The organism is Streptosporangium amethystogenes, assembly GCF_000721075.1.
Classification (GTDB): Bacteria; Actinomycetota; Actinomycetes; order Streptosporangiales; family Streptosporangiaceae; genus Streptosporangium; species Streptosporangium amethystogenes.
The window spans coordinates 124,741-142,914 of record NZ_JOEQ01000011.1; the positions used below are offsets into that span (position 1 = coordinate 124,741).

The 18,174-nt window shown below is 71.3% G+C and carries 11 protein-coding genes; 3 read left to right on the forward strand and 8 right to left on the reverse strand.

Features of this window, described 5'->3' with window-relative positions:
• The first annotated feature begins 53 nt into the window (after positions 1-53).
• Together IG98_RS0117955 and IG98_RS0117960 are read left to right on the forward strand one after the other, a co-directional pair.
• Positions 54-446 (forward strand): hypothetical protein, encoded by a 393-nt coding sequence (locus IG98_RS0117955; RefSeq protein WP_030913221.1) that lies wholly within the window; start codon positions 54-56, stop codon positions 444-446.
• A gap of 3 nt (positions 447-449) precedes the next feature.
• Positions 450-2,870: a DUF4132 domain-containing protein gene (locus IG98_RS0117960; RefSeq protein WP_051752344.1), complete on the forward strand. Its 2,421-nt coding sequence runs from the start codon at positions 450-452 to the stop codon at positions 2,868-2,870.
• A 42-nt stretch (positions 2,871-2,912) separates the two neighbouring features.
• Here the strand turns inward: IG98_RS0117960 and IG98_RS0117965 are convergent, their stop codons facing one another.
• The 5 genes from IG98_RS0117965 to IG98_RS0117985 are packed head-to-tail and all read right to left on the reverse strand — an operon-like array spanning position 2,913 to position 12,487.
• Positions 2,913-5,792 carry an NHLP bacteriocin export ABC transporter permease/ATPase subunit gene (locus IG98_RS0117965; RefSeq protein WP_051752352.1) on the reverse strand — a complete coding sequence of 960 codons (2,880 nt, stop codon included), beginning with the start codon at positions 5,790-5,792 and terminating at the stop codon, positions 2,913-2,915.
• On the reverse strand, positions 5,789-8,032 hold the full coding sequence (locus tag IG98_RS0117970; RefSeq protein ID WP_030913226.1) for an NHLP family bacteriocin export ABC transporter peptidase/permease/ATPase subunit: 2,244 nt from the start codon (positions 8,030-8,032) through the stop codon (positions 5,789-5,791). Before IG98_RS0117970 ends, IG98_RS0117965 begins: the two co-directional genes overlap by 4 nt.
• 15 nt (positions 8,033-8,047) lie before the next feature.
• Complete coding sequence (locus IG98_RS0117975) at positions 8,048-8,860, reverse strand: biotin/lipoyl-containing protein (RefSeq protein WP_051752353.1); 813 nt, start codon at positions 8,858-8,860, stop codon at positions 8,048-8,050.
• Between the two features lie 6 nt (positions 8,861-8,866).
• The gene (locus IG98_RS46985; RefSeq protein ID WP_051752355.1) at positions 8,867-10,228 is read right to left on the reverse strand and encodes a SagB family peptide dehydrogenase; all 1,362 of its coding nucleotides are present in this window, start codon (positions 10,226-10,228) and stop codon (positions 8,867-8,869) included.
• Positions 10,229-10,243: 15 nt separating this feature from the next.
• A complete protein-coding gene (locus IG98_RS0117985; protein WP_037970718.1) occupies positions 10,244-12,487 on the reverse strand; it encodes a TOMM precursor leader peptide-binding protein in 2,244 nt (747 codons plus the stop codon).
• Positions 12,488-12,745: 258 nt separating this feature from the next.
• On the opposite strand from IG98_RS0117985, the gene IG98_RS0117990 reads away from it, so the two are divergent.
• Positions 12,746-15,184: an AAA family ATPase gene (locus tag IG98_RS0117990; protein WP_030913234.1), complete on the forward strand. Its 2,439-nt coding sequence runs from the start codon at positions 12,746-12,748 to the stop codon at positions 15,182-15,184.
• Here IG98_RS0117990 and IG98_RS0117995 read toward each other — a convergent pair whose 3' ends face one another.
• The 3 genes from IG98_RS0117995 to IG98_RS0118005 all read right to left on the reverse strand — a co-directional run bounded on the left by IG98_RS0117995 (position 15,185) and on the right by IG98_RS0118005 (position 18,118).
• Positions 15,185-16,585: an NAD(P)/FAD-dependent oxidoreductase gene (locus IG98_RS0117995; protein WP_037970654.1), complete on the reverse strand. Its 1,401-nt coding sequence runs from the start codon at positions 16,583-16,585 to the stop codon at positions 15,185-15,187.
• 91 nt (positions 16,586-16,676) lie between these two features.
• A complete protein-coding gene (locus IG98_RS0118000) occupies positions 16,677-17,336 on the reverse strand; it encodes a VOC family protein (protein WP_051752357.1) in 660 nt (219 codons plus the stop codon).
• Positions 17,270-18,118: a hypothetical protein gene (locus tag IG98_RS0118005; RefSeq protein WP_030913243.1), complete on the reverse strand. Its 849-nt coding sequence runs from the start codon at positions 18,116-18,118 to the stop codon at positions 17,270-17,272. The genes IG98_RS0118000 and IG98_RS0118005 overlap by 67 nt, the downstream gene beginning before the upstream one ends.
• Between the last annotated feature and the right edge of the window lie 56 nt (positions 18,119-18,174).

Sequence of the window (18,174 nt, forward strand, 5' to 3'; positions counted from 1 at the left end):
GAAATGCTACTGATGGCCATCACAGTGATTCCGATGATTTGTGGAGCCGCGTGATGGCAACGGTCACCTTCCGGGATGAGACCGCGACGGGAAAGACGATGGAGGAGTTCACTCTCCCCGACCTGCCAGAGAACATCTCGGCGCGGGAGTTGGTCCGGCTCAGGGTCCGCGAGGAGGTCGCCCGGTACAACGCGGCCCCCGCCGCCCGGTTCAACGGCCTGGTCCGTCCCGAGGACGCAGAGGTGGAGTTGAACGGCTATCGGATGGGCACGAAGCGGCGGATCGACTGGGAACGGCAGGCGGACACCGCCGAGCGGGCGTTCCAGCGCAACGGGTTCCTGCTGCTCGTCGGGGAGCGTCAGATCGACGACCTGTCCGAGATGATCGACCTGACCGTCGACCCGGTGGTCTCCTTCATCAAGCTCGTTCCGCTGGTCGGGGGCTGAGGAGTGGGCGTCATCGACGACTTCCCCAGATCTCACGGCTATGTCATGCACCACCTGGACGCACCGACCCGTGAGATCTTCGCTCGCCTTGACGCGGCCTTCGAGGCGGGGCGGGAGCTTCCCGACGCGGAGAGCGACCCGAGGCTGTTCGGCCGCTGGGCGCAGCTGCGGCTCGGCAACGGGCACCACGAGGTCCACGAATACGACGAGCGTGTGCTGCGCGCGACCCGGCTGGCCGCCGCCGGTGACACCCCATGGACGTTGGAGGACGCCCGTTTCCTCTGGATGGCCGCCGACGCGCTGATGACCTGGGGGCACACCGACTATCCGGAGCTGTACCGGCTCCCGCTCGTCGCGATCCGGCGGCTGGACCACGCGGGACGCCGCCAGATCCTGGAGGGGACGCTGGAGTGGTTCCGGAAGTACCACCGGCCGGTCTGGGACGCCCTGCACGACCAGATGGAGGAGGTGCTGACCGAACCCGCCGAGAACGGCCCGGCCGGAGTGGTGCGGAACGTCATCTGGGACTGCGACGAGGTCGCCCGCAGGCTGGCCGAGGAGTACGGCGCGCGCCTGGCCGCCCCCGAGGTCCTGCCCCTGTTGCGGCACTGGAACAGCGCCCGGTTCTCCAAGCCCAGCGGGAAGTGGCTCAGGACCGCCGAAACGCTGCTGACCCCCGAGGCCGTCGGCCTCGTCCGCGAGATCCTCGTCCTGGTGGCGGCTCACCGGGAGAGGCAGGAGGAGAACCTTTACGGGTGGCGGGAGACCGTCTTCCTGCACGAGCGCACCGCCATGCCGGTGCGCGGCATGGTGTGGACGTGCGAGCTGATCGACGAGCCGTGGGTGACCTCACTCCTCGGCGATGTCGCGCTGACCTGCGGGACCGGGATCGGCGGGTCGGGCGCCAACTGCCGCAGTGAGCTGCTCGCCAACGCCGCGGTGCACACGCTGGCCCGCCGGGGCGGGTTGGAGGTGGTCGCGGCCCTGGCCAGGGTCCAGGTCAAGGTCCGCAAGAAGACCGTGCTGAGCAACGTGGCGCGCACCCTGGACGCGGTGGCCGCCGAGGTGGGGCTGGGCCGCGAGCAGTTGCTGGACCGTACCGTGCCCGCCTTCGGGCTCGGCCGGGACGGGGTGCGGGAGGAGAAGATCGGCGACTGCCTGGTACGGCTCCGCGCCGACGGTCCCGCGCTCCAGTTCGTCAACCCGGCCGGCCGGACGGTCAAGTCGGCGCCGCAGGCGATCCGCCAGGCCCCCGAGCTGGCCGTCCTCAAGACCACCCTGAAGGAGCTCAAGCAGGCACTGCCCGCCGAGCGGTTCCGGCTGGAGCGGGCGCTGATCGAGGAGCGGCTCTGGCGCTGGGCGGAGGTGACGGAGCTCTTCCTCGACCATCCGCTCACCGGCCTGTATGCCAGGAACCTCATCTGGCAGACCCACCAGGGCCCGGCCGGGCTCCCCGTCCGGACCGACTCCGGATGGGAGCTCGCCGACCCGCAGGGCCGCCGCGTCCAGCCGGACCCCGACACCCCGGTCCGGCTCTGGCATCCGATCCACGCGGCGGCCGAGGACGTGCGGGCCTGGCGCGACCACCTGCTGGAGCACGGCGTCCGCCAGCCGTACAAGCAGGCGTTCCGCGAGGTCTACCTGCTGACCCCGGCCGAGGAGCTGACCCGCACGTATTCCAACCGGTTCGCCGGGCACACGCTCCGCTACGGCCAGGCCAAGGCGTTGCTGAACCAGCGTGGCTGGAGCGGGCTGTCCATCGGTCACTGGGACTACGAGTGCGGCGGCGACCAGGGCGAGGCCGTCAGGGAACTGTCCGGCTGGCGGGCCCACTGGGGCATGTACGTGGTCGGTGACGCGGAGGCCGACGGGTGGGGGACCGCCTCCTTCTGCGCCGGCGAGCGGATTCGCTTCCACCGGGCCGACGACCTCGCCGGCGACGAGGGTGTGCCGCTGGCCGAGGTGCCGCCGCTGGTGCTGTCGGAGGTGCTGCGCGACGCCGACCTGGCGGTGGGCGTCACCTCGGTCGGCCTCGACCAGCAGGCCGCCGCCGGGCACGAGGAGTACTGGCGCTCCTACGGGTTCGGCGAACTCACCGAGACCGCCGGCACCCGGCGCGACGCGCTCGCCCGGCTGCTGCCCCGGCTGAGGATCGCCGACCGGGCCGAGCTGACCGACCGGTTCCTGCGGGTACGCGGAGACCGGCGGACCTACCGGATCCACCTGGGCTCGGGCAACATCCTGATGGAGCCCAACGACGCCTACCTGTGCATCGTCCCCGGCCACGACCGCGAGGCCGCCTCGGTCTTTCTGCCCTTCGAGGAGAACGGCGGCATGCTGTCGATCATCCTGTCCAAGGCGTTCCTGCTCGCCGACGACACGGCCATCACCGACCCGTCGATCACCCGCCAGCTCGACGGCTGAGAGTCACCGGGGGGAGGATCCGGCCACCCAGCCGGGGCGCACTCAGGAGAGCTGACGGGTGGCCAGCTGGGCGAACAGGCCGTCCTTCACGGCCAGTAGTTCGTCGTAGGTGCCCTGCTGGACGATCCGCCCCTCGTCCATGACCACGATGCGGTCGGCGGCGACCACCGTGGAGAGCCGGTGGGCGATCACCACCCGGGTGGCGTTGAGCCGGCGGGTGCTCTCGGCGACCCGGCTCTGGGAGGGGTTGTCCAGCGCGCTGGTGGCCTCGTCGAAGAAGACGATGCGGGGCCGGGCGACCAGCGCCCGAGCGATCATGAGACGCTGCCGCTGGCCGCCCGACAGTGTGCTGGTGCCCTCGGAGAGCACGGTGTGCATGCCCATCGGCATGGCCCTGATGTCGTCGGCGAGCCCGGCCATCTCGGCCGCCGCCCAGGCGTCGTCCACCGTGTGGATGCTGCTGCCGACGATGTTGGCCTGGATGCTGCCCGCCTGCAGCGCGCCGTTCTGGAGCACCACCCCGCACTGGCGGCGGACGGCGGAGACGTCGAGTTCGGCGAGGTCCTGGCCGTCGTAGAGCACGGTGCCCGACAGCGGGATCTCGAAGCCGAGCAGCAGCCGCAGCACCGTGGACTTGCCGCTGCCCGAGGGGCCGACCAGGGCCACGAACTCGCCGGGCTCGATCGACAGGGCGACCCCGTCCAGGGTCAGCGGACCGTCCTGGCCGTAGCGGAACGACACCTGACTGAGCGCGAGCCGCCCGGACAGGTCGCCGGGGTCGGCCTTGGTGCCGTCGGTCTCCGGCCGGGCCTCCAGGATCGGCTTGATGTTCTCCATCATCGGCACGACGCCCATCGCGCTGACGGCGGCGGCGGTGAACTGGAGGCTGGAGGCCAGCAGCAGGCTGAGCGCGGTGAAGAACGGCAGGAAGGTGGCGACCGAGATCTGGCCCGCCATCGGTCCCGCCACCACCGCGAACACGACCCCGGTGCAGACCAGCGGGAATCCGGCGTTGAACGTGGTCACCGCGTTCTGGATGCGGCGGGCCGAGGCGGTCAGTGAGCGGCCCCTGGTGACCTCGCGCGTCCACTCGGCGAACGCCCGTTCCTCGGCGGCGGCGGCCCGCAGCTTCGGCATCGCGGTGAGCATCTGGAAGACCCGGGCCGACATGGTCCGCTCGTGCTCGTAGGACTGCCGCTGCCAGCGAAGTTGCATCCGTCCCGCGACGATGGCGAACCCGAGCCCGAACAGCATGAGCCCGGTGGCGACCAGGGCCAGGCGCACGTCGTAGAAGTAGACCAGGATCAGATTGGCCGACCCGGTGAGCAGCCCCAGCGTGGCCGTGGTCAGCATCCCGGAGAGCATCTCCTGTGCCGAGCTGATGCCCAGCACCGTGGTGCCCAGCTCGCCGGTGGAGTAGCGGGCGAAGAACCCGGCGGGCAGGGAGAGCAGCCGGGTCCACAGGCCCGACTGCAGGGCCGAGGTGGTGCGGCTCTCGACCCGCAGCACCGCGATGTTCTGCACCACCGACAGGGCCGCGACCACGAACCCGGAGCCGATCACCACCAGGGAGCCCTGCACGATGAGGTCGAGTTCGGCCCGGACCGTGAACACGCCGAGCACCTTGCCCGTCATGATCGGGACGAGCAGCCCGAGCAGCGCGACCAGCACCCCCATGGCGGCGAACCGCAGCAGGTCACGGTAGTTGCCGCTGTCGAGGAGCCCCAGGCGCAGCAGCGCGCCGACGGTCTTGATCGAGGCGGGCAGCGGCCGGTACAGCACGTGCGCCCGCTTCTCCAGGCCGCGGGCGACGGCCGCGGTGACCGGGGTGAGCACGCCGTCGTCCACCATGACGTAGCCGCGGCCCATGGTCAGCAGCGCCACGGGGCGCCCCGCGGAGTTGCTGCCCACCATGGGCCCCAGGTCCTGCGTCCACCACGGGCCGTCCAGCCGTACGAGCCGGGTTCTGACGCCGGAGGCCAGCGCTATCGCCTGCAGGTCGCCCACCGGGCGGTCCTGGCTGCCACGCCGTACCGGCGGCCGTACCTCGAATCCCTGGTGCGCCGCCACCAGCCGGGCGGCGGCCAGCGCGGGCGGATCGTTGGCCACGTCGGCCAGTTTCACCTGGACCTCGGTGTCCCGCAGCACGGCGTCGAAGCTCCGTACGGCCTGCGTCAGCACGGTGCTCTCGCGTTCCCGCAGGCCGGTCAGGGCGGCGCGCTCCTCCTCGCGCCGCCGTTCGATGCGTTCGTCGACGGTGTCGAGCAGCCGGACGGCGTGGGCGGCGAGGAACTCGCAGAGCAGGCCCTCGTCGAAGACCGAGTGCAGCGAGCGGACCCGCAGCCGGGTCCTGGTGCGGGCGACGAGCCAGTCCCTTTCGGTCAGGCAGATGTCGCCGCCCGCGCCGAGCACCAGATCGTTGCCGCCGACCTCCACCTCACCCGCCTCGACGCGCACACAGCGCACGCCGTCGACCGATCGCACGGCGCGGCCCGCGTCCAGCTCGGCCGTCCCGCTGATGGGCAGCGGGACGAACTGGCGGGGTGGCAGGGGGGCGGGCAGCGCCCGGGCCAGCAGTTCGATGCCGCGGCCGAGCCCCTTGACCAGCCAGGCGGCGGCCTCGGCGGGCAGGTCGTGCAGAACCGCGACCGGGACGTCGGCGAGTACGGCGCCGGGCACCGGGCGGGCCACGATCACGTGGCGCGGCCCCGACGGCACTCCGCAGGCCAGCACCGTGCCCGCCTCGGCCCGGCCCAGGAAGTTCCAGCGGCCGTCCAGCGCGCCGTCGGCGGTCCGGACCGCGAACAGGTCTACCAGGCCCGACTCGACCAGCAGCATCCGCCCGGGGTTGTCGAGGATCATGAACCGCTCGGTGCCGAGGTCCAGCGGGATGGCGACTCCGGCGAGAGCATCGAGGCTCACAATCCTCCTCCGGTGTTGAACAGCCGCGTGTAGATGCCGTCGGCGGCGAGCAGCTCCTCGTGGATGCCGCGCTCGGCGACCTCGCCGTGGTCCAGGACGATGATCTCGTCGGCGTCGCGGATGGTGGACAGCCGGTGGGCCATCAGCAGGCAGGCGCAGCCGCGGCGGCGCAGGTTGTCCATGATGACGTGCTCCGTCTCCGGGTCCAGGGCACTGGTGGCCTCGTCGAGGATCAGCAGGGTCGGCTCGGCGGCCAGCGCGCGGGCCAGTTCGAGCCGCTGCCGCTGGCCGCCGCTGAAGTTGCGGCCGTCCTCGCGGACGAACGAGTTGATCCCGCCGGGACGGGCCAGCACGGCGTCGTAGACGGCGGCGTCGCGGAGTGCGTCGAGCACCACCTCGTCGGGGACCGCCTCGTCCCACAGGGTCAGGTTGTCGCGTACGGTCCCGGCGAACAGCACGATGTCCTGGTCGACGTAGGCCATCGAGCTGGCGAGCACGGTGCGCGGGATCTCGTCCAGCGGGTGGCCGTCGAGCAGGATCTGGCCGGCGCGGGGCTCGTACAGGCCGGTCAGCAGGCGGCCCAGGGTGGACTTGCCGCTGCCGGAACCGCCCACGATCGCGACCCGGCTGCCCGGTGTCATGCTCAGCGAGAGGTTCTTGATGACCGGATCGCTCAGCGGGCCGTACCCGAAGGTGATCTCCCGCAACTCCAGGCGGCCCTCCAGGCGGGTGCCGAGTTCCACCTCGCCCCCGGTGCGCTCGAAGCAGCGGGCGATCGGGTGCCGCTCCACGTCGTGGATGCGCTTGGCGTCGGCGCTGAGGTCCTGCAGGCGTCCGCCGAGGTTGGTGAGCTGGGTGACCGGCCTGCTCAGCGCGGCCAGCAGGGTCTGGAAGGAGATCAGGATGCCGATGCTGAGCACGCCTTCCACCACCCGCAGCCCGCCGATCAGCAGCATCAGGCCGGTGTTCACCGTGGCCAGCAGGGGCGGGACGACGACCAGCACCGCGGTGGGCACGCCGAGCCGCTGTTGTGCGGAGACGACCTTGGCCAGGAAACCCGCCCAGCGGGTGAAGGCGTCGGGCTCCGAGCCGGTGGCCTTGACCGTCTCGATCATGCTGAGCGTGGCGAAGGTGGTGCCGGTGAGGTTGCCGCGGTCGGTGCGGAGCGCGGTGACCGCGTCCTTGCGGGCTCGGGCGACCCAGCGCAGCACCAGGATGTTCAGCGCCGCCATGCCGACGCCGATGACGCCGAGCAGCACGTCGTAGCGGACCAGCAGGGCGGCGTAGAACGTCACCAGGACCATGTTGATCACCGTCAGCGCGAGGTCGCGGGAGAGGATCTCGGCCACCGTGTCGTTGGTGGAGATCCGCTTGGCGACCTCGGCCGGTCGGCGTTGCAGGAAGAACTCGATGGGCAGCCGGAGCAGGTGCCGGAAGAAGCGGGCGGAGCCGACCAGCCCGACCCTGATCTCCAGCCGCAGAAGGTAGTACTGCTGCACCGAGGTCAGCACGAAGACGGCCGCCGCGGTGAACACCATGACGATCAGCAACGACGGCAGGATGCCGGGGGAGTTGCCGCTCAGCACCCGGTCGATGAACACCCGGTAGTAGGCGGGCCCGGCGATGCCGGGCAGCAGCAGCAGCGCGCTGGCCAGCAGCACCAGCGGCAGGGCGCGTCCGGACGGCAGCCGCCACTGGAGCAGCGCCTTGCTGAGCTTGGCGCGTTCCCCGCCCGGCTTGAAATCGGGGCCGGGTTCGAAGGTCAGCATGATCCCGGTGAAGCCGGAGTCGAACTCCGACCACTCCATCAGCCGCGGACCCGAGGACGGGTCGTTGATCGCGACCATGGTGCGGCCGAACCGGGTCACCAGTCCCTCGACCACGATGAAGTGCTGGAACGCCCAGAAAATGATCACCGGTCCGCTCTGGTCGCGGAGCAGTTCGGCCTCGACCTGGAAGCCCTTGGCGATCATTCCGTAGGAGCGGGCCGCCGCGAGCATCGAGGATGCCTTGGACCCGTCCCTGGACACCCCGCACCGGCCCCGCAGCTCCTCAAGCGGCACGTGCTTGCCGTAGTGGCCCAGGACCATCGCCAGCGCGGCCGCGCCGCACTCGACCGACTCCATCTGGATCACGGTCGGCACCCGGTGATGGTTCTTCCTGCGGGGGCGCGGGGGACGTGGCTGCTTCCTGGGCGCGGGCTTGGCGGGTTCCGCGGGTTTCAATGTCGTGTTCGTCATCGGTGCCTCCTCCGCTCAGCGCCCGAGCACCAGGTCGAACGGCGTCTGCTCGCCCAGGTGGATGGAGGCCGACACGGTCACCTGGGAGTCGAGCTGCACGGGCGGTCCCTGCGCGGTCGACCAGGTGTATCCCGAATGCGAGGCCTGGTCGGGGATCAGGTCCACGATGATCATCAGGGGGGCCTGGACCGCCGCGTATCTCCTGGCGGCCAGCTCGCCGCCGACCAGCCCGGCCAGCGCCTCACCGGTCAGGGGGTAGCGGCTGACCGAGGTGACCTGGCCGCGCAGCAGCCCGAAGGCCGCGGCGGGCGCGGTGGACACCTCCAGGTCGACCGGGCGGCCGGGGGCGATCCAGGCCGCCCGGTCGGCGGGTACGAACACCATGGCGACCAGGCGGTCGTCGGGCAGGTCGGTCCGCTCGACCGTGGCGACCGTGGTGCCGACGGCGACCACCTGGCCGTCGCTGACCGTGGTGCCGACCACCTGGCCGGTGAACGGGCTGGCCACCTCCTGGGTCTTGCCGTCGGCGTCCTGCAGTTCGGCGATGGACTGACCGACGATCACCCGGTCGCCCGGCCGGACCAGCACGCGGCGGGCCAGCCCCGAGTAGTGGCTCTGGATGCGGGCCGTACCGCCCGGGTGGGTGAGGACACCCGGGGCGGCGACCGAGATGCGCAACTCGCCGACGAACGCCCAGACCAGCCCGCCCGCCATCACGATCATCACGACGAAGACCGCGATCCAGCCCCGGGGGGTGGCCAGCAGGGTGGGGGAGTCCAGCTCGTCGGGCTCGCGCATTCGTTGCAGCGCCTGGTAGCGGAACCTCATGGCGGTCTACTCCTCCGTCCGGGGCCGGGAGCCGAGTACGAGTTCCCCGACCGTGCCCTCAAGGAGCGGGTCGCGTCCCGAGGCGGTGGCGAAGGCCGCGGCGTCCCCGCCGCCCAGGCCGCACACGGCCAGGTCCATCGCGGTGGCCACCAGGTAGAGGGTCTGGTAGAGCACCCCCACGTGCTTGAGGACCAGCGGGTAGGCGACGGTCTCGTACTTCCACATCACCCGGCCGAACCGGGCCGCCACCAGCAGCACCACCTGTGGATCGGACTCCAGCATGGCGGCGCCCCGAGCCTGGCCGACCAGCGCCTCGGTGGCCTTGCCCGGTTCGGCGACGAGTTCCAGCTCGTGCCGGTCGGTCGCGTAGTGCCACAGTCCGGGCGCCAGTCCCTCGCACGCCGTCACCAGCGGGTAGACCTCCAGCTCGTGTACGGCACCGCCGCTCGGATACGGCCGGTCGGCCAGTTCCTGGCCGTCGCCGCCGGTCATGGTGCCCCGTCTGCGCAGGCTCCGGTAGAGCAGCTCGCCGAGCTGGGCGAGGGTGATCGGTCTGTCCTGGTCGTGGGCGCGGATCGAGCGGCGCCGTTCGAGCACCTCGGTGAGCGACGGGTCCTTGGCCGCGACCTCGTCCAGGTCGGGCACCGGCAGCGCGACGGTCCGGGTGCCGGCGGGCGGCGGGGAGACCGGTTCCGGTGCGAAGCGGTCTTTGATGGGATAGGTCCCGCCGTATCCGCCGACCGAGGCGGGGAAGCGTGTACGGGAGTGGAAGGCCAGGTCGGCGGGGTGCCACTGCGCGTAGGGGCGCTCGGCCACCTCCACGTCCCCATCGGGACCGCCCGGCGCCAGCAGACCGGCCGTGGCCAGCAGCCGCAGCACCGGGGCGGGTACGGAGGTGCTCCAGGTCGCCAGCTCGCCGAGCAGCCCGGCGGCCTGCGGCATCAGCTCGACGGCCAGGTGACGGCCGGGGGTCTGCAGGGTCAGTGTGCCGTCCACCACCCGCGCCTCGGCGAAGCGCGACAGCCGTACCGGGCCGGTGGGGGCCGCCGCCAGCAGCGTCGGACCCCGGCCGACGGAGAAGAGCCTGGCCACCGCGGTGCCGTCCACCGCCGCGGCGTGTTCGAGCAGCCCGGAGGTGTTCAGCCCGCGGAACAGCATGTGCCAGCGGAGCAGTCCCGCCTCGCCGTCCGCCGTGGTCACCGCGCCTGCCAGGGCGGCGTCATCGTGGTCGCCCTCGGCCAGCAGCTTCAGGGCCGTGCCCTGTCCCGGCGACAGGTTCCTCAGTTCGAGAGCCGTGGTGGTCAGTTGGATGCGCTCACCGGAGAACGACGCGTCCCGGCGCAGCCGGGAGACGATGATGGGGTTCATGGGGGGACCGTTCACTTAGAAGAACACGTTCCAGGAGTTGATCTCGTCCTGGGGGGTCGGCCGGTCGAGCCAGCCGAGCCGTACCGGTGCGTCGTAGAGGCGGCCGGGCGCCAGGCGGCGCCAGAAGTGCCGCAGGCCGGGCGCCATCACCTTGACGACGTTCAGCTCCAGATCGGGACGGGTCTGGTCGAGGACGATCACTTCGGATCCGGCCGCCTCGATCGAGTCCACGCACTGGCGCACGCACACGGCCAGGTCGGTGGGGGCGGGCGGGCCGACGGTGACCGGCGGGAGGCCGGGGTCCGGCAGCAGCCAGGGCTCCCGGTCGACCTTGGCCTCCTTGCACCAGGCCAGCATCTCCGGGTCGTCCACCCGGTAGAGCGTGTTGCCCTGCTCGTCACGCCGGTCCACGGTCGGCAGGAACTGGTTGAGCTCGGTGAGCGCGCGGAACGCCGCGATGCGCGGGTCCGGGTGGCTGCCGAAGCCGACCATGATGTCCTCCACCTCGTGGCGGCGCCGGGAGACCGCGGCGTACACCGGGATGCCCACGTCGGTGGTGAGGTCGAGCATCCACAGGTCGCGGTCCATGGCCCCGTAGAAGTCCCGCAGCTCGCCCACGTAGGGGTCGTCCAGCGAGTCGAGGTCGAAGGCGGGGCGGCGCAGCCGGTTGTACCACCACAGCGCCACGGAGTCGCGCTCGACCAGCTCGCAGATGCCCTGCAGGATGGCCTCCTCCAGGGTGTTGCCCGCCGCGCTGCCGTTGGAGTCCGCGATGCAGAAGAAGTGCTGGTAGAGGTCGGGGTGGCCGTACCAGCCGTAGGCGGCGGGGACCAGCCGTTCCTCGTCGAGGGTCAGCGACCAGGCCCGCGACCAGTCGAACGGCACGTCCTCCTTGAACGGGTCGGGCACCTGCTGCAGCCGGTGCGCCGGGTCGGCGTTCCACTCCTTGCGCCCGGCCCGCTGCTCGTCGGAGAAGAGCAGCAACCGGTCCGGGTGCACCGCCGTCGCCGGATCCAGGTCGGCGTAGGCGGCCCGGATGACGGGCTCGTCCCCCCGCCAGACCCCCGAGTACCGTTCGATCGCCTCGCAGAGCGCGCTGACCTTCGCCTGGATCTCCGAGCGCCCCTTGCCGCCGCTCTGCCCGCGCAGGTTGCGGCGGAGCAGGTCCATGCTGTCGTTGACCATGGCGAAGTTGTGACCGGCGGCGTAGCTGTAGGTCAGGCCGCTGGGGTCGGTACCGATCGAGACCAGCTTGGTGATCGCGCCCAGGTGCGGGCTGATGTGCCGCTCCAGCCGCGCGAACGTGTCCTGCGGCTGGTCGACCCGGTAACCGCCGTCGGTGACGTGGTTGGCCTGCCGCGGGGTGAGCACGATCTTGGGGTTGTCGTCGGGCGGCGTGCCGCACGAGGGGCACTGCGGCTGGCGGATCAGGACGTGCCTGCTGGTCTCCATGGTCGCCAGGTCGAGGGCGACCATCTGGCCGCAGAGCGCACCCGGCTCGCCGGTCGCCACGATCCTGGCGACCTCGGCCGCCAGCATCCCGGCCAGCGCCAGCGGCCCGGCCGAGATCTGCGCGCGCACCGGGTGGAACGGCGTCCGCTCACCCCGCTTCCCCGCCAGGTAGCGCTCCAGCTGGCGGTTGCCGCTGAGCCGCTGCGCCAGGCACGACCAGCAGCCCGTGTGGTCGGGATCGAGGAAGGGGCCGAGCCACGGGCTGACGCCGCCCGGCTTGGCCAGCAGCCAGGGGAGCCCGGATGCCAGCTGCGACGCGTTGCGCCGCTCCAGGGCCGGGTCGAGGTAGTCGTCCACGAGCACGACCGAGACCCCCTCGGCGGGCACCTCGTCGATCGCGCCGGTGAGCACCTTCAGCCCCAGCTCGGTCAGGGCGGCCGTGACCGGGGTGGCGTCCACCCCCTCGGCGGCCGCGACGGTGACCGGCGTGCCCTTCGTGACGGCCGCCGGGTCGATGCCCAGCGCGTCCCAGTAGGCCAGCACCTTCTCCGGCAGGTCCGGCCTGCCCTCCGCGAGGTGCCCCGCCGCCTCGTAGCGGCGCAGCGTGGTCAGCACCGTGGTGAATGGAACGCTCCCGGCCAGCTCCTGGACGATCTCACTCACACTCCTGCGGCCGTCGAGGTAGGGGAGCACCGCCACGGCGGCCTTCCCCGGCACCAGGAAGTCCTTCCCCTCGGCGAACAGGAAGACCCGGGATCCGTCCACGACCTCGACATGGAAATGGGCCTTTAGTCGTGGACTCTCCATCAGCATCCGCCTTTTTATATCAAGCTCTCGACAACCCTCTTCAGTGCGGATTTAAACACGGGGGGACCCGGATGGTGAATGCGCAAAAAATCGTACGCATCGCGCGGCCGATACTTAGGGCACCGACGTATTCGCCTCGGTATCACCGCGCCGGACGCCCGGGATCGGTGGCCATGGCCCACTCCTGAACCGGTACCGCCGAGAAAGACGGGCACCGAACCCGTTGAGATCCGTATCGGGAGAATGGGACGATGAGGCATGGCACCGCTTCTTCACAGAGACAGAGAACTGGCTGTCTTCCGAGAGGCTCTCGACGAACTACGGGCCGGCCGCCCCACCGTCGCGGCGATCCTGGGCGGAAACGGAATGGGAAAGAGTTCCCTGCTCGGCGCCATGACCGAAATGCTTCCCCCGCGCAGTCTGGTGCTGCGGGCGCGCTGTCACCCGAGCGAGAGTCATTTCGCCTACGGTATGGTCCGCCAGCTCTTCGACCCGGTGATGTCCGCCGGCGAGCGGCCCCGCGGGCAGTTCGACCACGCCGCCGACGATGACGGCGCCGCCACCCAGGACCTGCTGATCAGTCTGTTCCACATGACCCGCGACCTGGTCGCGGAGCAGCCGGTGGTCATCGCGATCGACGACCTGTCCTTCGCCGACACGCCGTCGCTGCGATGGTTCTCCTACATCGCGCGCCGCCTGGACGACCTGCCGGTGATGATGATCGCCACGCTGCCCGGCAGCCCCCCGGCCGGGCTGGGCACGGATCTGGCCAAGCTGCCCTATGCGCGGTTCGTCCAGCTCAGACCGTTCTGCGCCACCTGTACGGCCGACTTCGTCGCCGAGGCGCTGGGTGCGCCGCCCGATGTGGAGCTGGCCGCGCTCTGCCACACGCTCTCGCAGGGGAACCCGCTGGTATTGCGCCAGCTGACCAGCCGGATGCGGCAGGCCAGGATCAGTCCGGGCGAGCCCGACCCCGACCAGGTGCTGGAGATCGGCACGGCGGCCCTGTCCGCCACCGTGCTCGAATGGCTGCACGACCACGACCCGGTGGCCTACGAACTGCTCACCCAGCTCGCCGTCATGGGGCCGGACACCGACGTGACCGTGGCGGCGATCCTGCTGAGTCAGGGCGAGCCGCAGATCCGGCAGGCCCGCCGGGCCCTCGCCCAGGCGGGTCTGATCACGGCGGGGTCGCCCGTGCGGTTCCACAACCCCCTGATCCGCACGGCCGTACTGTCGCGCATCGACAACCAGACCCGGCTCGGCCTGCACGAACGCGGAGCCGCGCTGCTGGCCAGGCTGGGCGCGCCGGCCGCCCAGACCGCCGAGCACCTGATGCTCACCGACTCCGACTGGGGCGTTCCGGTGCTGCGCAGGGCGGCCACCGAGGCGGTCGCGGCCCGCGAGTACGACGACGCGACCCGTTACCTGCGCCGCGCGCTGGCCTGCTCCGACGATCCGGCCACCATTCACGAGCTGACCCTGCAGCTCGGCACGGTCGAGCTCCGCCACGACCTGGACGCCTGCGTCCGGCACGCGGAGACACTGGTCAGCACCGCGCCCGACCCCGTCAGGCGGGCCAGGTCGCTGCTGAACCTGGCCAGCCCCGCGCTGGTCGCCAGCACGGTGGGGGTCCGGCCGTTCGTCACGGTGGCCCACGAACTGGCGGCCATGGCGGACCCGCCGAGGGAGCCGCTGCTCCGGCTGACCGCGCAGGGGGTGCTGTCCGGGTACCGCGCCGGGTTGCGCAGGTCGGTGCGGATGGCCTCCTCTGGCCTGCCGGATTCGGCGGCGAAGGAGCTCGCAGGGGCGCTGGCGGCGATGGTCGCGGCGAGCGGGCGGTATCCGGGCACCGCCAGGCGGCTGGCGACGCGGGCCTCCCGGGAGCGTTCCCGCCGGGATCGGCCCGCGGGGACCGGGCTGGTGGGCGCCGCGCTGGCGTTCGGCTGGACGGGGCGTCCGGAGGAGGCGCTGGCCGTGTGCGACCGGATCCTGCAGGACGCCCGCACCTGGGACCAGCCGGATCTGCACGTGCTCGGGCTGTTGCTGCGGGCCGATATCGGCCACCGGCGGGGCGACTCGGCCGACAGCCTGCGAGACGCGCTCGACGCGCGGGAGGGGGCCGAGCGGATCGGCGCGCGGGTGCTGACCACGGCGGCGCGCGCCTGTGGCGCGCGGGCCCTGATCCGGATGGACCGCGCCCAGGACGCCGCGGAGCTGGTACGCGGGATGACGATGCCCGCGGACGCCCACCCCCTGATCAAGAGCCTGATCCTGGAGGTCCAGGGACTGATCGCGGCGGCGACGGGCGACCACGTCACCGCGCTGAGCCTGTTCCTCGACTGCGGGCACCGGCTCTCCGCCCGCGGCATCACCAACCCCGCCTGCCTGCCCTGGCGCGCGCACGCCGCCAAGGCGTACAACGCGCTGGGCGAGCACACCGCGGCCCGTACGATCGCCGCCGAACCGCCGGCGAGCCCGGAGCACGCGCCGGACGCGCGGCCCGCGCAGGCCCAGATCCTGCTCACCCCCGCCGAGCAGCGGGTCGTCGAGCTGGTACGGCAGGGCATGAGCAGCATGGAGGTCGCCGAGCGGCTCTGCCTGAGCAAGCGCACCATCGACACCCACCTGGGCCGCATCTACCGCAAGCTCGGTATCCGAGGGCGGCACCAGCTGGCCGCCGCCCTCGGTCTGTGATCAGTGCGGTGACACCGGCTCGGTGGCCCGTCCGATGCCCAGCCTCGGTTCGGTGACCAGGTACAGCCCGGCGGCGGTGCCGCCGGTGTTCTCGTGGCCCGCACGGTCCTGGCCCGCGGTCAGCTCGCCTGCCAGCACCATCGCGTCCAGCGGCACCGCGCCGCCGACGCGGGTGGCGTCGTCCAGGTCGGTCAGGCCCGCGGTGATCGAGGCGAAGGCGCCGTCGGAGGGCGCCGGGGCGCGGCCGACGCGCTTCTTCATCAGCTCCGGATACTGGCCCCTGGCCAGGCGCTGCGCCAGCCAGAAGTAGCTGTTCCTGCCCCGGTACTGCTCGTAGAAGCCGGCGACCATGGAGAACATCCGGCCGTAGGCGTTGCGGTAGTGGGACTCGTAGAATCCCAGCGCCTCGCGCTCGGTGACCTCCCCGGCGTGCGCGGACAGGATGGTCGCGGCCGCCAGCATGCCGCTGTACATGGCCAGGTGCACGCCGGTGGAGAGCAGCGGGTCCAGGAAGCAGGCGGAGTCGCCCGCCAGGAAGTAGCCGGGGCCGCAGAAGCTGTCAGCCGAGTAGGAGAAGTCCTGCTCGACGCGGACCTCGCCCTGGAAGTCGCCGCTCGCCACCAGTTCCGCCACCGTCTCGGACTCCGCGACCAGGGCCAAGAACATCTCGTCCGGCGAGGAGAACCCGGACCTGCGGGCCAGGAACTGGTCCTTGTGGGTGACGAAGCCCACGCTGTAGACGTCGCCGCTGAGCGGGATGACCCAGTACCAGCCGTTGGGCGAGGAGATCACGTTGATGCCGCCCCTGGGGGTGCTGGGCAACAGGGCGCCGCCCCGGTAGTAGCCCCAGATGGCGACGTTGCGGAAGACGTCGTGCGGCTGCCGGTTGCGGAAGTGCTGTGCGGAGAGCACGCCTGCGCGGCCGGAGGCGTCCACCACGAAGTCGGCCGCGGTCTCCTGGCGGTGCCCCTCGTGTACCCATTCCACGCCCACGGCGCGGCCGTCGTCGAAGCCGACCTTCTTCACGCGGGCCCCGTGGACCACCTCCACGCCCTGCTCGGCGGCGTGCTTGAGCAGGACGTCGTCGAAGTCGGCGCGGTCCACCTGCCAGGATCGCACCTGGTCGCCGAAGAGGTCCGGCCAGTTGATCGTCCAGTCGCGCTCCGCGCCCCAGCGGAGCAGCAGGCCCTCCTTGACCTGGTAGCCGCGGGCCTCGACCTTCTCCCGCGCGCCGACCAGGTCGATGATGGCCCGGCAGGAAGAGGAGATCGACTCGCCGATGTGGTATCGGGGGAAGAAGTCCCGTTCCAGCAGGCGCACCCGGGCACCGGCCCGGGCCAGCAGTGCCGAGGAGATCGCCCCCGCCGGGCCCCCGCCTATAACCACCACGTCAGGCGCCATGGAATACCCCTCCCGCAGGAAAACTGCTAACCGTTTAATCCTCGCAAGGTGCGGTGAATATTGTTAATACGTATTTATACGCATTTATGGATTAATTCAGGATGGTGAGACCGAAGACCGCGCCCAGTGGGTCGGCGAGCAGGCCGTTTTCCAGCGGGCGGGCGCCGGCCGCCAGGGCCGCCGCGACGGCACCGGCACTGTCACCGTCACCGGCACCGAAGAACGGCACCCAGCCGGTTCTGGCGGAGGGGCGGATCACCAGGGGCACGTCGCCGTACAGGTTCCGGTAGAACTCCGTCGCCGCCTCCTGGCCGGAGGTGTGCAACTCGCAGGCGCACAGGGCGCCGGGCTCGTCCACCAGGACCACGCCCTCGTCCCTGCCGCCCTCCCAGAAGCCGACCGCCGCGCCCGAGGGGTCGACCGCCAGGCAGAGCCGGCCGTTCTCGCCCGCGGGCACCGGGCCCATCACGATCCGGCCGCCCAGGCGCCCGACCTCCGCCCGGGTGTGGCCGAGGTCCTTGGCGGCCAGGTAGACGTTCCAGGACGAGCCGAAGGCCGGGCCCATCGGGCTGGGGCCGAGGCCGCCGATGATCTCTCCGCGCAATGTGATCAGGTGGTAGCCACGGCTGTTCTCCCTGGTGAACTCCCAGCCGAAGAGGTCACCGTAGAACTGTTTCGCGCCGGTCAGGTCGACAGTGATGTGATCAACCCAGCACGGCGTTCCCGGGCCGTACGCGGTCCGCCGGGGCATGGGGGCTCCTTCTGGATCCTGTCGTCGATGAGTGCCGCGGCCTCCTCCGCGCCGCCGAACTCCGGCATGAGCAGCCGGTAGCGGGGCGCGTCGGCCAGTTCCGTGGCGGCCGGCGGCCAGATGTGCGGCTGGAACGACCAGGGCTCAAGCCTGCAGCGGTCGTCGTCTCCCTGGCAGAGCCTGACCAGCGTGGGCGGGGCCAGCCTGGCGGTGATCGGGACGGGCGGGCCCAGCCGCTCAGGGCGGACCAGAACGGACTCCCCGGCCAGTGCGGGATGAGCCTGCCGCCAGATCGCCGGGTCCGGCTCCTGGCCGATCAGCCCGCCGCTTCTCGCCGACTCCAGGGCGCCGCCGCGCAGGTCCAGCGGGATGTGGAAGGGGAGGGTGTGCCCGGTGGTCCGGTCGACCACGAGGAGTTGCCCCGACACCGGCCGCCAGGACCGGCCGGCCAATGCGGCCGCCACGCCGGCGCTGGGCGAGCAGGCACTGCCGATCAGCGCGACCGTCACGTCGTCCTTGGCCATGACGACGGCACGCATCACCAGGTAGAGATGGTCGAGTACGGCGAATGGAGGAAGCGGTGGTGGCATGGTGCTCCACCCTCGGAACACGCGACGCTGGAGCAACATCCCGTCGGGACGCTGGACCAGCAGTTCTCCCTCTGAGGCCTTGTTGGTGAGAAGCTTCACGGCGAGCTGTGGTTCGCCGGTCTCCACCAGATGGGGGCCGAACAGGAACGCCAGGTCGGTGGGGTCGAGTTTGGTCAGCACCATGATGGTCATACCGAAGAAACTCAATAACAGGGGCAACTATCCCCCCTTACGGTTGTCCTAATCTA

Bases quoted from the DNA above. Each gene is read 5' to 3' on its own strand.
- IG98_RS0117990 (WP_030913234.1), top strand. From the start codon at position 12,746: ATGGCACCGCTTCTTCACAGAGACAGAGAACTGGCTGTCTTCCGAGAG.
- IG98_RS0118000 (WP_051752357.1), bottom strand. From the start codon at position 17,336: ATGCCCCGGCGGACCGCGTACGGCCCGGGAACGCCGTGCTGGGTTGAT.
- IG98_RS46985 (WP_051752355.1), bottom strand. From the start codon at position 10,228: ATGAACCCCATCATCGTCTCCCGGCTGCGCCGGGACGCGTCGTTCTCC.
- IG98_RS0117970 (WP_030913226.1), bottom strand. From the start codon at position 8,032: ATGACGAACACGACATTGAAACCCGCGGAACCCGCCAAGCCCGCGCCC.
- IG98_RS0117985 (WP_037970718.1), bottom strand. From the start codon at position 12,487: ATGGAGAGTCCACGACTAAAGGCCCATTTCCATGTCGAGGTCGTGGAC.
- IG98_RS0117995 (WP_037970654.1), bottom strand. From the start codon at position 16,585: ATGGCGCCTGACGTGGTGGTTATAGGCGGGGGCCCGGCGGGGGCGATC.
- IG98_RS0117955 (WP_030913221.1), top strand. From the start codon at position 54: ATGGCAACGGTCACCTTCCGGGATGAGACCGCGACGGGAAAGACGATG.
- IG98_RS0117975 (WP_051752353.1), bottom strand. From the start codon at position 8,860: ATGAGGTTCCGCTACCAGGCGCTGCAACGAATGCGCGAGCCCGACGAG.
- IG98_RS0118005 (WP_030913243.1), bottom strand. From the start codon at position 18,118: ATGACCATCATGGTGCTGACCAAACTCGACCCCACCGACCTGGCGTTC.